Source organism: Streptomyces sp. NPDC048248 (genome assembly GCF_043201875.1).
Classification (GTDB): domain Bacteria; phylum Actinomycetota; class Actinomycetes; order Streptomycetales; family Streptomycetaceae; genus Streptomyces.
On sequence record NZ_JBICZL010000004.1, the window covers coordinates 201,286 to 214,442 of the forward strand.

11 protein-coding genes are annotated in these 13,157 nt (G+C 74.0%); 7 read left to right on the plus strand and 4 right to left on the minus strand.

What is annotated here, in order from left to right:
• The first annotated feature begins 161 nt into the window (after positions 1-161).
• The 4 genes from ACGFZW_RS09765 to ACGFZW_RS09780 are packed head-to-tail and all read left to right on the plus strand — an operon-like array spanning position 162 to position 5,324.
• Positions 162-1,769, plus strand: coding sequence for an ABC transporter substrate-binding protein (locus tag ACGFZW_RS09765; RefSeq protein WP_393892832.1), 1,608 nt, complete (start codon positions 162-164; stop codon positions 1,767-1,769).
• Positions 1,766-2,719 carry an ABC transporter permease gene (locus ACGFZW_RS09770; RefSeq protein ID WP_393892535.1) on the plus strand — a complete coding sequence of 318 codons (954 nt, stop codon included), beginning with the start codon at positions 1,766-1,768 and terminating at the stop codon, positions 2,717-2,719. The genes ACGFZW_RS09765 and ACGFZW_RS09770 overlap by 4 nt, the downstream gene beginning before the upstream one ends.
• Positions 2,716-3,651, plus strand: a complete 936-nt coding sequence (locus tag ACGFZW_RS09775; protein ID WP_393892536.1) for an ABC transporter permease — start codon at positions 2,716-2,718, stop codon at positions 3,649-3,651. Before ACGFZW_RS09770 ends, ACGFZW_RS09775 begins: the two co-directional genes overlap by 4 nt.
• Entirely contained in the window at positions 3,648-5,324 is a 1,677-nt protein-coding gene (locus tag ACGFZW_RS09780) for an ABC transporter ATP-binding protein (RefSeq protein ID WP_393892537.1), read from the plus strand. The genes ACGFZW_RS09775 and ACGFZW_RS09780 overlap by 4 nt, the downstream gene beginning before the upstream one ends.
• A gap of 19 nt (positions 5,325-5,343) precedes the next feature.
• Here ACGFZW_RS09780 and ACGFZW_RS09785 read toward each other — a convergent pair whose 3' ends face one another.
• Both ACGFZW_RS09785 and ACGFZW_RS09790 read right to left on the minus strand, forming a co-directional pair.
• Positions 5,344-5,856 carry an AMP-binding protein gene (locus ACGFZW_RS09785; RefSeq protein ID WP_393892538.1) on the minus strand — a complete coding sequence of 171 codons (513 nt, stop codon included), beginning with the start codon at positions 5,854-5,856 and terminating at the stop codon, positions 5,344-5,346.
• Positions 5,857-6,052: 196 nt separating this feature from the next.
• Positions 6,053-7,465, minus strand: a complete 1,413-nt coding sequence (locus ACGFZW_RS09790) for a rhodanese-like domain-containing protein (protein WP_393892539.1) — start codon at positions 7,463-7,465, stop codon at positions 6,053-6,055.
• A gap of 205 nt (positions 7,466-7,670) precedes the next feature.
• On the opposite strand from ACGFZW_RS09790, the gene ACGFZW_RS09795 reads away from it, so the two are divergent.
• Genes ACGFZW_RS09795 through ACGFZW_RS09805 form a run of 3 tightly spaced genes read left to right on the plus strand, consistent with a single transcriptional unit; the run spans position 7,671 to position 10,544 of the window.
• Positions 7,671-8,471: a GntR family transcriptional regulator gene (locus tag ACGFZW_RS09795; RefSeq protein ID WP_393892540.1), complete on the plus strand. Its 801-nt coding sequence runs from the start codon at positions 7,671-7,673 to the stop codon at positions 8,469-8,471.
• Positions 8,456-9,277 carry a sulfite exporter TauE/SafE family protein gene (locus ACGFZW_RS09800; RefSeq protein WP_393892541.1) on the plus strand — a complete coding sequence of 274 codons (822 nt, stop codon included), beginning with the start codon at positions 8,456-8,458 and terminating at the stop codon, positions 9,275-9,277. The genes ACGFZW_RS09795 and ACGFZW_RS09800 overlap by 16 nt, the downstream gene beginning before the upstream one ends.
• Positions 9,278-9,329: 52 nt before the next feature.
• Positions 9,330-10,544: an FAD-dependent oxidoreductase gene (locus ACGFZW_RS09805; protein ID WP_393892542.1), complete on the plus strand. Its 1,215-nt coding sequence runs from the start codon at positions 9,330-9,332 to the stop codon at positions 10,542-10,544.
• A gap of 61 nt (positions 10,545-10,605) precedes the next feature.
• On the opposite strand, the gene ACGFZW_RS09810 is transcribed toward ACGFZW_RS09805, so the two are convergent.
• Together ACGFZW_RS09810 and ACGFZW_RS09815 are read right to left on the minus strand one after the other, a co-directional pair.
• Positions 10,606-11,709, minus strand: a complete 1,104-nt coding sequence (locus ACGFZW_RS09810) for a MerR family transcriptional regulator (RefSeq protein ID WP_393892543.1) — start codon at positions 11,707-11,709, stop codon at positions 10,606-10,608.
• A gap of 109 nt (positions 11,710-11,818) precedes the next feature.
• Positions 11,819-13,078 carry an amidohydrolase gene (locus ACGFZW_RS09815; protein WP_393892544.1) on the minus strand — a complete coding sequence of 420 codons (1,260 nt, stop codon included), beginning with the start codon at positions 13,076-13,078 and terminating at the stop codon, positions 11,819-11,821.
• Positions 13,079-13,157: the final 79 nt, after the last annotated feature.

The following is a 13,157-nucleotide window of genomic DNA, read 5'->3' on the forward strand; positions in this document are numbered from 1 at the left end:
CGTGACGACCTCGCTCCGACGACGTGCCGTCCCCACCCACCGAGCGCCCGCACACCCGGCGCCCGGCCCCAGCTTCCTTTCCGCTCACAGGAGTTGCCGCCATGAGAAACGATCCGCCGTCCCGTAAGCCCGATGCCGACGCCCGGCCCGACACCACCCACATGACTGACAACACCGGTCCTGCCGGGGCGCGTGCCGTGAGCTCGTGGGCCGCCCTGCGCCGTCGCGGTTTCCTGGCCGGGGCGTCGGGCGCCGCCGCCTTCGGCGCCCTGGCACTCGCCGGCTGCGGCTCGGGCGGGGACTCCGGCGACGGATCCGGAGGCGACGAAGGGCCGCCGCGGCGAGGTGGCAGGCTGCGGGCCGCGTTCGCCGGTGGTGGCGCCAACGAGACCCTCGATCCCCATCTGGCGAGTCTGTTCTCCGACGCCGCCCGCGCCAAGGCCCTCTTCGACAAGCTCGCCGACTTCGGCGCGGACCTGGCACCGCGGCCCCGGCTCGCCACGAAGTGGGAGCCGAACAAGACACTGGACCGCTGGACGGTGACCCTGCGCAAGGCCACGTTCCACGACGGACGGCCGGTCACCGCCGCCGATGTGCTGTTCAGCTACCGCCGCATCGCCGACCCCGAGAAGGCGTTCCGCTCCAAGGCCGACCTGGAGCCGATCGACCTCGCGGCGAGCCGGGCCGTCGACCGGACCACCGTGGAGTTCCGGCTGAAGCGCCCCACCGCCGAATTCCCGGACATCCTGGCCGCGTTCGGCGCGTACATCGTGCCGGAGGGCAGCGACTCCTTCACCGAGCCGGTCGGCTCCGGGCCGTTCCGCTTCGTCTCCTTCTCCCCCGGCAGGCGTACCGTGCTGCGCCGCTTCGAGGACTACTGGGACGGCGCCCCCCACCTCGACGAGCTGGAGTTGGTGGCCGCGGGCGAGGAGTCCGCACGGATCAACGCGCTGCTCGGCGGACAGATCGAGTACGCCCACGAGCTGAGCCCGGCCACGGCGCGCGCCCATGAGCGAGGCGGCCAGGTGCGGATCATCCGGTTGCGGAACAGCGCGATGCAGGCGTTCGCGATGAAGACCGACCGGCCGCCGTTCGACGACAAGCGGGTGCGTGCGGCGTTCTTCCTGATCGCCGACCGCGCGGAGCTGGTGCGCGGTGCGCTGTCCGGCGCCGGCGAGATCGGCAACGACCTCTTCGGCAAGGGCTACGCCTACTACGCGGACGGGCTGCCGCAGCGCGAGCAGGACCTGGACCGCGCCCGCCACCTCCTCAAGGCGGCCGGCGCGGAGGACCTGCGGGTCACCTTCGACACGTCGGACGTCGCGGCCGGATTCACCGAGGCGGCCGGCATCTTCCGCGACCAGGCCGCGAAGGCCGGGGTGCGGGTGACGGTGCGCAACCGCAACGCCGACAGCTACTGGAGCGACATCCTCGACTCCGGCACGCTCTGCTCCTACCGCTCCGGAGCCATGCCCATCGAGATGCACATCTCCCAGCGGCTGCTGACCGGCTCCACCACCAACGCCACCCGGTGGCACCACAAGGACTTCGACGCGCTCTACCGGCAGGCGCAGTCCACCGCCGACCGCGCGGAGCGGACCGCGCTGTACGGGCGGATGCAGCGCCGGCTGCACGCCGAGGGCGGCTTCCTGGTGTGGGGATTCGCGGACTGGCTCGTCGGGACGGCCACCAACGTCCGGGGCGTCGCGCGGCAGGCACCCGCCAACTCCCTGGACTGGGCCCGCTTCGACAAGGTCTGGCTGGCATGAGCGGCCTGCGGTCCTTCGTGGCGCGGCGGCTGCTGCTGGGCGCCGGCCAGACGGCGGCCGTCGTCCTGCTGGTCTTCGCGCTCACCGAGGCGCTGCCGGGCGACGCCGCGGTCGCGCTCGCCGGGGACCAGCCGGACCCGGAGCGTATCGCCGCGATCCGATCGACGATGCAGCTGGACCGGCCGGCATCCGAGCGGCTTGCGCACTGGGCCGGGGCGCTGCTGCGCGGCGACTTCGGCCATTCCCTTGTCACCGGCCGCCCGGTGACCGGGTATCTGGCCGACGGCCTGGGGCCGACCCTGCTGCTCGCGACGCTCACCGTCGTCCTGCTGGTGCCCGTCGGGGTCGGCCTCGGCGTGCTGGCCGCGCGGCGCGAGGACGGGCGTGTCGACCGAATCATCAGCGCGGTGACCCTCGGGGTGTACGCCGTCCCCGAGTTCGCCTTCGGTGTGCTGCTGGTGTTCGTCTTCGCGCTGCGGCTCGACTGGCTGCCGCCGACGGCCGTCGGCTACGGCGGCGATCTGCTCGCCCACCCGGCGGCGCTGGTGCTCCCGGTGGCGGTGCTGCTGGCCCGCCCCGTGTGCTCGATCAGCCGGCTCGTCCGGGCCGGCATGGTCGACGCGCTCGCCTCGCCGTACGCGGCCCAGGCACGCCGGTACGGCATCGGTCCCGGCCGGATCCGCTGGGCGCACGCCCTGCCCAACGCCGTGGCCCCCGCGGCCCAGCAGCTTGCGCGGACCGTCGACTGGCTGCTGGGCGGCGTCATCGTCGTCGAGGCGCTGTTCGTCATCCCCGGCCTCGGCACGGTCCTGCTGGACGCGGTATCGGCCCGGGACCTGCCGGTGGTGCAGGGCCTCGCGGTGGTGTTCGGCCTGGTCACCGTCGTCCTCAACCTCGGTGCCGATCTGGTCACGCACCGCCTGGCGCCGCGTACGGGGGTGGCCGCGTGAGTCGCCGTCACCTTCGTGCCGCTTCGCCTTCGAGGCTGCACTCCCGCTCCCCCGCCCGGTTCGCTCTCGGGGCGGTCCTGCTGGCGGTGCCACTGCTCCTCGCGCTGCTCGGCCCCGTGACGGCCGGGCTGCCCGGCCCTCGCGGGGCATCGTTCACGACCGGCGGCGGGCATCCGCTGGGCACCGACTTCGCGGGCCAGGACGTCTGGCGTCAGCTGCTGCTCGGCGGCCGGTCCGTGGTGGTCATCGCGCTCGCGGCGACCGTCGCGGCGTACGTGATCGCGCTGCCCCTCGCCTTCAGCGCCGCACTCACCCACCGGGCGTGGCTGGAGGAACTGCTGATGCGGCCGCTGGATGTGCTGCTCGCGGTGCCGTCGCTGCTGATGGTGCTGCTGGTGGCAACGGTGTTCGCACCGGGCGCTGCGGGGCTGGCATTGCTGGTGGCCCTGATCAATGTGCCGGACGCGGCCCGCTTGGTGCGGGCCGCGGCGGCGGAGGCCGCCGCCCGCCCGGCGGTGGAGGCCCTGCGGCTGCAGGGCGAGAGCTGGTGGCGGATCGCCGTCGGCTACGTGGCCCGTTCCTGTCTGCGGACCCTGGCCGCCGACGCGGGCGTACGGATGACCGGGGTGCTCTACCTCGTCGCCACCGCCGCCTTCCTGGGCGTCGGCGTCGATCCGGACGCCGCGGACTGGGCAGTGATGGTCGACCGCAACCGCACGGGCCTGTTCGTCCAGCCATGGGCGGTGGTGGTGCCGGCCCTGCTGATCGTGGCCCTGTCGATGGGCACCAACCTCCTAGGCGACACCGCCCTCGCGGAGCGTTCCGCGCCACGGCTCCCTCGGGGCGGCCCCCGCTCCGGCGCCGCCGCCCCCGCTCGCCACTTTTCTCGTGTTTCCCGTTCTCCCCGTACGACGAAGGGATCGGCCAGGTGACCGCGCAGACGGACCCCGGCGACAGCCCGGACGACCCCGCAGCGGCCGTGTCCGGGCTGCGGATCGAAGTCGAAGGACGGCGGATCGTCGACGGCGTGTCGCTGACCGCGCGGGCAGGCACGGTCACCGCGCTGGTCGGCGCATCCGGCAGCGGCAAGACCACCACGGGCCTCGCCCTGCTGGGCGAGTACCCGCCCGGCGCGCGGGTGGACGGCGAGGTGCGGGTCGCCGGTGGCGGGCCGGTCGGGTACGTACCCCAGCATCCGGCCGCGGTCCTCAACCCTGCCCGCCGGGTCGGTGCGCTGTTGTACGACATCGCGCGAAGCGGGCTCCCCGGACTCCCGCTCCGGCAGCGGCGCTCCGCCGCCCGAGCGCGTGTACTGGAGTCCCTCGCCCTGGCCCAGTTGCCCGAAGGGGACGCCGGAGAGGCCCTGTTGCGCCGCTTTCCGCACCAGCTCTCCGGTGGCCAGCAGCAGCGGGTGGTGCTCGCACAGGCGCTGCTGCTGGGCGCCCGGGTGATCGTCGCGGACGAGCCGACGACGGGCCAGGACGCGCTGACCAAACGCCGCATCGTGGCGGAGCTGGAGCGGATGGTGCGCCAGGGCATCGCCTTGGTGCTCCTCAGCCATGACCTGGACGTGGTCCGCGCCCTGGCCGATGAGGTGGTGGTGCTGCGCCAGGGACGCGTGGTGGAGTCCGGGCCTGCGGGACGGATCCTCCTGGCGCCGGAACACCCGTGGACCCGCGAACTCCTCGCCACCGGGCCGGAGATACCGGAGCACCGGGCTCCCGGACGGGGCGAACCCGGGCCTGGCGGCCAGGGCACCGAGAAGGGCGACGCACCCGCTCCCGGGCTTCAGCTGCGCATCGCCGCCGCCCGCTACCGGGGCCGCTCGGGCAGCAGGTCGGACGCGCCCCCGGCGGACCGGTCGGCACGCCGTGGCTCCGTGGTGGCACTGCGGGACGTATCGCTCGACGTCGCGCCGGGGTCCTGCCTGGCGGTCGTCGGCCGGTCCGGCAGCGGCAAGACGACGCTCGGTCGTTGTGTCGCCGGGCTGCACCGCGACTGGGACGGTGCGGTCACCCTGGACGGGGAGCCCCTGCCGCACAGTGTGCGGGACCGGTCGGCGGACCGGATCGCCGCGCTGCAGTACGTCTTCCAGGACGCGCGGGCCGCCTTCGACGAGCACCGGACGGTGCTGGCACAGACCGCGCGGACGGCGGTACGGCTGCGGGGCGTGCCCGGAGCGAGGGCGCGGGAGGAGGCACGGGCGGCGTTCACGCGGGTCGGATTGTCGGCGGAGCTGGTCGAGCGGCCGCCCGGCCGGCTGTCGGGCGGCGAGCTGCAACGTGCGGCACTTGCCCGGGCGTTGCTGGCGCGCCCCCGGGTGCTGGTGTGCGACGAGATCACGTCGGGTCTGGACGCGGCGAGCCGCCGGGGCATCGTCGAGCTGCTCGGCGAGCTGCTGCGGGAGCGCACCGGGACCGGTCTGGTGCTGATCACGCACGATCTGGACACCGCGGCGGCGCTTGCGGACCGGATCGCGGTGCTCGACGGCGGCGAGGTGGTCGAGGCCGGGCCGGCCGCGCGGGTACTGACGGCGCCCACGCATCCCTTCACCGCCTCGCTGGTCGCGGCGGCAAGATGGCGCACTGCCGCGGCGCTCCCCTGAGGGCGCCTCGCCGCGGCGCTCACTGCGCGGCGAGGGCCTCGTGCCACCACCGGTCGCGGCCGGGAGTCCAGGACACCGGCCGCGCACAACGGTTCACCACCAGGACCGTCCGCCCCCGGCCGGCCCCGCCACGGGCCAGCGCATGGTCGAGCAGCGGCTTCACCGGCCGTATCGCGCCGTCCCAGAACGCGGCGTCCGCGGTGATCACCACCCGGGCGTCGCAGTCACGGGTGCGGGCGGCCAGTTCGGTCACGGTCAGCGAGACCGGCAGCGTGGTGCGTATCGCGTCCAGCCGGCCGCAGGCGAGCGTGGCGATCACCGATTCGGGCACCAGCGGCAGATGCACCGCCACCCGGTCGCCGGCCCGCACCCCGAGCCGGGTGAGCGCGGCGGCGGCCCGCTCGGCCTGATCGAGGAGCATGCCGTGTGTCAGCTCCTCCATACGGCCCGGCTCCCCGGACCAGGTGAGGGCGATCCGCGACGCCTGCGGGTCGTGAGCCTCCCGGGCGTTTCCTGCGTGCTCTGAGATCACACTGCGCAACATGCGCTCAGCATGGAGAGCGGCGATCAACGATCGCTGAACGTCCGCTGTACGGGCCCGTGCCGCATACCGCGGCGCCCCGCGCCTTCCTGCCCGCCCTCCGGCACTCCCATTCCCCCGGCCGCCACCTTTTTTGCACAGGTCGAGGCGGGAGGTGGCGTGCCGGACGGCGACGGCCTGTGGCCCGTCACCCCACGCGCGCCCCCAACGCCTCGTAGCCCCCCGCCACATCACACACATCGGCGAACCCACGGGCCTCCAGCAGCGCCGCCGCGATCACCGACCGGTTCCCGCTGCGGCAGTACAGGACGACGGGGCGGCGCCTGTCCAGCTGCGTGAGGTGGTCGCAGAGCGTGGCCAGGGGGAGGTTGCGCGCACCGGGAAGGGCTCCCGCGCCGAACTCGGACGGGTTGCGCACATCGATCAACTGAGCGCATGAGTCGGGAAGTTCGTCCATGCCGATGCGGTGGCTCACGGAGGTCAGGGCGGGCTCGCGGGCCAGGGCCCCGGCCGGGTCGGGGATGTACCCGAGGACACGGTCGTAGCCGATCCGGGCGAGGCGGAGGCGTGCTTCGTCCTCCGTGCCCGCGTCGGCGAGCAGCACGATCGGCGTCCCCGGTGCCACGACGCTGCCGGCGTACTCCGCGAAGCGGGTGTCCAGGCTCGTGTGCAGGGAGCCGGTGAGATGGGCCCGGGTGTAGACGTCCAGGGGGCGGCAGTCGAGGAGCGCGGCGCCGTGCTCGTCCCGGGCCGTCAGCGCCTCTTCCAGGGTGAGGGCGGCCAACGGCGTGGGCTCCAGCAGAGGGTGGCCGTCACGGTTGAGGGCCGAGTCATGGGCGAAGTAGCCCGGTGTGGCGGGCTGGCCCGCGGTGACCAGGCGGACGAACTCGTCCTCGGGCATCGGCTGCAACGCGTAGTTGAGGCGGCGCTGGTCGCCGATGGTGGAGCTGGTCTCGGTGGAGAGGTTGCGGCCGCAGGCCGAGCCGGAGCCGTGCGCGGGAAAGACCCGGGTCGCGTCCGGGAGGGTGAGGAGTTTGGTGTGCAGGGAACGGCGGAGCCGGAGGGCCATGTCGTGCGGGCTGTGTCCTGCGGCCGAGAGCAGGTCGGGGCGGCCGACGTCGCCGACGAAGAGGGTGTCACCGGTCAGCACACCGAACGGCACCTCGTCCGCGGCGTGTTCGCGTACCACCAGGCAGATGGACTCCGGGGTGTGCCCGGGGGTCGCCAGCACGGTGAGGGTCACGCCCCCGCCCCCGGCAGCCGGATCCGTCCCCGCGACCGCGGCGCCGACGGCGCCGGTTCCGAGGTCGAGGCATTCGCCGTCGCGTAACCGCCGTATCGGGAAGCCTGTCGCCGCGGCCTCCCCGAAGGCGATGGTGGCGCCGGTCGCGCGGGCCAGTTCGAGGTGCCCGGAGAGGAAGTCGGCGTGAATGTGCGTCTCGATGACGAGTTCGATGCGCAGACCGGCCGCCTCCGCGTCGCTCAGATAGTCGTCGATGTCGCGGCGCGGGTCGACGAGAACGGCCCGTCCGGTGCTCTCGTCCCCGATCAGATACGACGCCTGGGAGAGGCAGTCGAGGTAGTACTGCGCGAAATACACGGTCGGCCTCCAGGGACGCGGCGACCCGCGCGAGTCCTACGGGCGCCGACGGAAACGGTGCGTTGTGCGGATGCACGGATGTACGTACATTAAGGAGGCGAGTGGGCGACGACAAGCCCGCTCGGCGCCAACCCACGTGCGTGCACGCCACTTCGACCCGGCGCCTGCTCGTAGTGGACAGCGCCACCTGCTCCCGGAGGACGACATGACGACCGAGCCGCCGGAGGGCGCCCACGGCCCCCGGCCACTGGACCGCCGCTCACCGCTGCCCCTGTGGGCCCAGCTCTTCGCCGACCTGCGCCGCCGCATGGATGCCGGCGCGTTCACCGAGGAGTTCCCGGCCGAGCACCGGCTGACCGACGAGTACGAGGTCAGCAGGCACACCGTCCGCGAGGCGCTGCGCAAACTGCGCGACGACGGTCTGGTCATCGCCGAGCGCGGCCGCGCCAGCCGGCTGGACACCCGGCGCATCCAGCAGCCCCTGGGCTCGCTCTACAGTCTCTTCCGGGAGTTGGAGGGCCAGGGGGTGGACCAGCGCAGCGAGGTGCTGCGGCTGGAGCGGACCGCCGACGGGACGATCGCGGAGCAGCTGGGGCTGGTCCCCGACGCACCCCTGATCGTGCTGGAGCGCCTGCGGCTGGCGGACGGCGAGCCGCTCGCCCACGACACCGCCTATCTGCCCGCCGCCCTCGCCGAGCCGCTGCTGGACGCCGACTTCGGGCACACCTCGCTCTACGGCGAACTGTCGCGGCGGTGCGGGGTGAAGGTCAGCGGCGGCCGGGAGCGCATCCAGCCGTTCCTGCCCGACATCCGGCAGGCATGGCTGCTGGGCCTGGCCGACCGGGAGGCGGCGTTCGCCATCGAACGGCTGGGCCGGGCCGGTGAACGGCCGGTGGAGTGGCGCGAGACGGTGGTGCGCGGGGACCGGTTCACGTTCGTCGCCGAGTGGTCCGGTGACAGCCGGTCCGTCGCCCTCGCCCCGCGGGCCTCGTGTCCGTCCTCATAGCCGTCACGGCGCTCCCGTGCGGACTGTTGATCGGTCTGCTGCTGGGGGCCCTCGGCGGGGGCGGTTCGATCCTCGCCGTGCCAGCCCTGGTGTATGTGGCGGGCCAGTCGCCGCACTCCGCGACCGCCGGCGCCCTGGTGGTGGTCGCGGTCGGCGCGGTCACCGGTCTGGCCTGCCACGCGGCCGCGGGCCGGGTCCGCTGGGCGACCGGCGCGGCCTTCGGCACGCTGGGCACCGCCGGCACCTACCTCGGCTCGCGCTGGAGCGCGGCGGTGCAACCGGCCGTCCTGATGGCGGCGTTCGCGGGATTGATGTGCGCGGTGGCGGTGGCTCTGCTGTTACGGGGCCTGCGGGAGCGGCGGGCCGCTCAAGCGGCGCGCGGAGGCGTGGTCCAGGCGCCTCTCCCGCCGCTCACCGGGGGCGCAGTCTCCCTCCGCTCCCGTCCCGTGCGTGTCACCGCGACCGCCTCCGCCGTCGGCCTGCTCACCGGCTTCTTCGGCGTCGGGGGCGGTTTTGTCGTCGTGCCCGCCCTGACGCTGGTGCTGGGCATGGAGATGCCCCTGGCCGTCGGCACGTCCCTGCTCGTCATCGTCGTCAACTCCGCGACCGCGCTGGCCACTCGGGCGGGCAGCGGCGTCCTGGACTGGCCGCTGCTGGCCGGCGTCGCGGCCTGCACGGCGATCGGCAGCTACGCCGGCAACCGGCTCGCCGCCCGTCTGCCGTCGCAGGTGCTGAGCACCGCCTTCGCCTCGCTGGTCGCCGTCCTCGCCGTCGCCCTGGCGGCCACCGCCGTCCCACGTCTCTGACACCGGCGCACCCGCCTCATCCCCCACCCGCCCATCCGCCCAGGAGGTTCGCATGACGCCCGCCACCGCCACCCCGCCCCACCACCAGGTCCTCATCGTCGGAGGTGGCACAGCGGGCATCACGGTCGCCGCCCGGTTACGCCGGGCCGGCATCCGGGAGATCACCCTGCTCGAGCCGTCCGAGACACACTGGTACCAGCCGCTGTGGACCCTCGTCGGCGGCGGCCAGGCCCCGCTGCGGGCCGCGCTGCGCACCGAGGCGGACGTCATACCGCCCGGCGTGCGCTGGCTGCGCGAGCGTGCCGCCGCCGTCGATCCGGTCGCCCGCACCGTCACCACCGCGTCCGGCCGGGTCCTGTCCTACGGGCGCCTGGTCCTGGCGCCCGGACTCCAGCTCGACTGGGACGGCGTGCCCGGCCTGGCGAAAGCCCTCGGGCACGGCGGCGTGACCAGCAACTACCGGGCCGATCTCGCCCCGCTCACCTGGGAGATGATCCGGCGGATGCGGCGCGGCACGGCGGTGTTCACCATGCCGTCCGGGCCGGTGAAATGCGGTGGCGCCCCGCAGAAGATCGCCTATCTGGCAGCCGATTACTGGCGCAAGCGCGGCGTTCTGGACGCCATCCGCACCGTCCTGGTGATCCCGGAGCCCGTCCTTTTCAAGGTGCCGGTCTTCTCCCGGGCACTGGAGGAGACCGCCCGGCGGTACGGCATCGAGGTGCGGCTGCGGTCGGAGCTGACCCACCTCGACGGCGCGGCCCGCGAGGCGGTGATCACCGACCACACGGACGGCTCGACCGAGACCCTCCGCTACGACCTGCTGCACGCCGTACCACCCCAGCGTGCCCCCGAATGGCTCGCCGACGGCCCGCTCGCCGACCCCGAGTCCCCCTACGGATACGTCAAGGCCGACCGGGAGACCCTCCAGCACCCGGACTTCCCGCAGGTGTTCGTGCTCGGCGACGTCGCCAATCTGCCCACCTCCAAGACCGGTGCGGCGATCCGCAAGCAGGCCCCGGTCGTCGTCGCCAACCTGCTCGCCGGACTCCGCGGACGCCCGGCGGCCGCCCGCTACGACGGCTACACCTCCTGCCCCCTGGTCACCGCCCGGCACAAGATGCTGCTCGCCGAGTTCGACTACGACCTGCGGCCCGCTCCGTCGATCCCGCTCCTCGACACCACCCGCGAACGTACCGACATGTGGTTCCTCAAGCGCTACGGGCTGCCGCGGCTCTACTTCAACGGCATGCTCAAGGGCCGCGCCTGAGGCCACCGGGGGCCGGGGCCGGTCGCCCGGCTCCGCCCCCGGGGCGTCCCGGTCCCCCTTCTCAGTCCACCGCGACGATGTCCGCCACCACGCACCCGATGTTGTCCGGCGCCCCGGCCGCGTGGGCGAGCGCGACGAGGTCCCGGACGGCCTCCTCCGGATCGGCCGCCGCGCTCAGCGTCCGCCGTATCTCCTCGGCCGGTACCACCGCCGACAGCCCGTCGGTGCACAGCAGATAGCGCTCGCCCGGCCGGGCGTCCAGCAGCTCCAGGTCGGGCGTGAACTCCGCGCCGCCGTGCAGCGAGCGCAGCAGCAGGGCGCGCTGCGGATGCGACGGCGCCTCCTCAGGGGTGAGCCGGCCCTCGTCGATTAGCGACTGCACCAGGCTGTGGTCGTGGCTGAGCCGCACCAGCCCGGAAGCCCGCAGGACGTACGCACGGGAGTCCCCGACGTGCAGCAGCGCCAGTTGGGAGCCGGAGCGCAGCAGCGCCGTCAGGGTGCTGCCCGTCGCCGCGTCCTCCGAGGGGGCGGCTCGGTGCGCCCGGTGGGCCGCTTCCTCCAGGGCGGTGAGCAGGTCCGTGGCCGTCAGATCCCGTCCTTCCAGGGGTCGGAGTTCCTGAAGGGCGGCAGTCGCGGCCCGGCCCCCGCCCTCGCCGTAGCCGTCGGCCACGGCGAGCAGCCGCGGTCCCGCGTGGGCCGCGTCCTGGTTGGCCGGACGGACCAGGCCCCGGTCGGTCAGAGCGGCGCTGCGCATCGTCACGGGGGTGTGAGGTTCGGTCATGGCGGTGTCCTTCCTGGACAGCTGGTCGACGAGGAAGGCGGCCAGGTCGCGGCGGGCCGCGGTGTCGGCCTCGACCTGCGCCCAGTACGCGGCGACCAGTTCGGCCGCCGGGCCCGGTGCCCGCTCGCACACCTCGCCAATGCGGGCCAGCGGCATGCCGAGCCGGCGCAGCCAGGCGACCAGCCGGGCACGCTCCAGCTGGGCCGGGGCGTAGTGGCGGTAGCCGGTGAACGGGTCGACGCGGGCCGGCGCCAGCAGACCGAGCTCGTCGTAGAGGCGCAGTGCCTTCGGCGAGAGCCGGGACGCGCGTGCGAAGGCTCCGATGGTCAGCAGCCCTGCGTGCTCGCCTCGCCGTTCGCTGCCGCCCTGCCCGTTGCCGTCCACCTGTCCGCCCTCCTCGTACCGGGCGCGTCGCCCGGCCCGGCCGATGCTGGGGCTTCCCCCAAGGACAAGGTCAAGCCGTCCGCCGGCGCCGCTCGGGCGTGCCGGTTCGTCAGTCCCGCGCCGGGTCCAGCCGGCTGAGCGCCGCCGTCGTCAGCGCCTGCACGCCCATGGTCAGGGTCGGCCGGACGACCGGCACGAAGCGCGGCGAATGGTTGGAGGGGATGTCCTGGGCCAGGCGTCCCGCCGCCAGTGCCGTGCGGAACTCCTCCGGGTCCCAGCCGCCGAGCCACCAGTAGTAGAGGGGCGCCTCGGCGGCCGTCGCCAGCAGTCCGACGTCCTCGCTGCCGGACGCCGGGTCGTAGGCGAACAGCCGCTGCTCCCCGAAGAGGCCGGTGAAGGTCTCGTTGACCTTCCGCAGCGTGACCGGGTCGTTGACGGTGACGGGGAAGGAGTCCAGGATCTCCGTCTCCGGTGCCCGCTCCGCGCCGGAGGCCGCGGCCTCGGCACGCGCGATGCGGTCGATGGCGGCCAGGACCCTCGACCGCACCGTCTCGTCGAAGCTGCGCACACTGAGCCGGACGACGGCCAGGTCCGGGATGACGTTCGCGCTGTCCCCGGCGTGGAAGGAGCCGACGGTGACCACGGCCTGGTCCTTGGGCGCGACCTCCCGGGCCACCACGGACTGCACCCGCTGCACGAACGACGCCGCCATCACGATCGGGTCGACGGTGGTCTCCGGCCGCGAGCCGTGCCCGCCGCTGCCGTGGAAGGTGATCTCCAGACTGTCGGCGGCGGCCATGCAGGCACCGGGGCAGTACGCGATCAACCCGGCGCCGAAGGGGGCGACGTGCTGGGCGAGCACCACGTCGGGGACGGGCACCAGCTGCTTGCTGTAGAGGCCGTCGTCGAGCATGGCGCGCGCCCCGTTGCCGACCTCCTCGGCCGGCTGGAAGAGCGCGATCAGGGTGCCGGACCACTGCTCCCGGCCGGCCGCCAGCAGATCGGCGGCACCCAGCAGGCAGGTGACATGGACGTCGTGGCCGCAGGCGTGCATCCGGCCCTCGGCCGTGGAGGCGTACGGCAGGCCGGTGCGCTCGGTGACGGGCAGTGCGTCCATGTCGGCGCGCAGCAGGACGACGGGTCCCGGGCCGTTGCGCAGTACGCCGGTGACACCCGTGCCGCCGATGCCGGTGGTGACCTCGTAGCCGCACTCGGTCAGCCGGCGGGCCGCCTCGGCGGCGGTGCGGGTCTCGTGGAAGCCGAGCTCCGGATGGCGGTGCAGGTCTTCGTAGAGCGCCACGAGGTCCGCGAGGCGGGCATCGAGCGGGGCCAGGACGGAAGCGGGGAGAGTGTGGTCGCTGTCGCTCATACGCGCATTCGACCACGGAGCGGGCCGCCCCCGGGCGGCGGTCCGCGCGACCGGCTTCACCCGGCCGGGCCTCTTCCGG

Excerpts from the sequence above, each read along its gene's own strand:
- ACGFZW_RS09765 (WP_393892832.1), top strand. The coding sequence starts at position 162 with ATGACTGACAACACCGGTCCTGCCGGGGCGCGTGCCGTGAGCTCGTGG.
- ACGFZW_RS09770 (WP_393892535.1), top strand. The coding sequence starts at position 1,766 with ATGAGCGGCCTGCGGTCCTTCGTGGCGCGGCGGCTGCTGCTGGGCGCC.
- ACGFZW_RS09795 (WP_393892540.1), top strand. The coding sequence starts at position 7,671 with ATGACGACCGAGCCGCCGGAGGGCGCCCACGGCCCCCGGCCACTGGAC.
- ACGFZW_RS09805 (WP_393892542.1), top strand. The coding sequence starts at position 9,330 with ATGACGCCCGCCACCGCCACCCCGCCCCACCACCAGGTCCTCATCGTC.
- ACGFZW_RS09815 (WP_393892544.1), bottom strand. The coding sequence starts at position 13,078 with ATGAGCGACAGCGACCACACTCTCCCCGCTTCCGTCCTGGCCCCGCTC.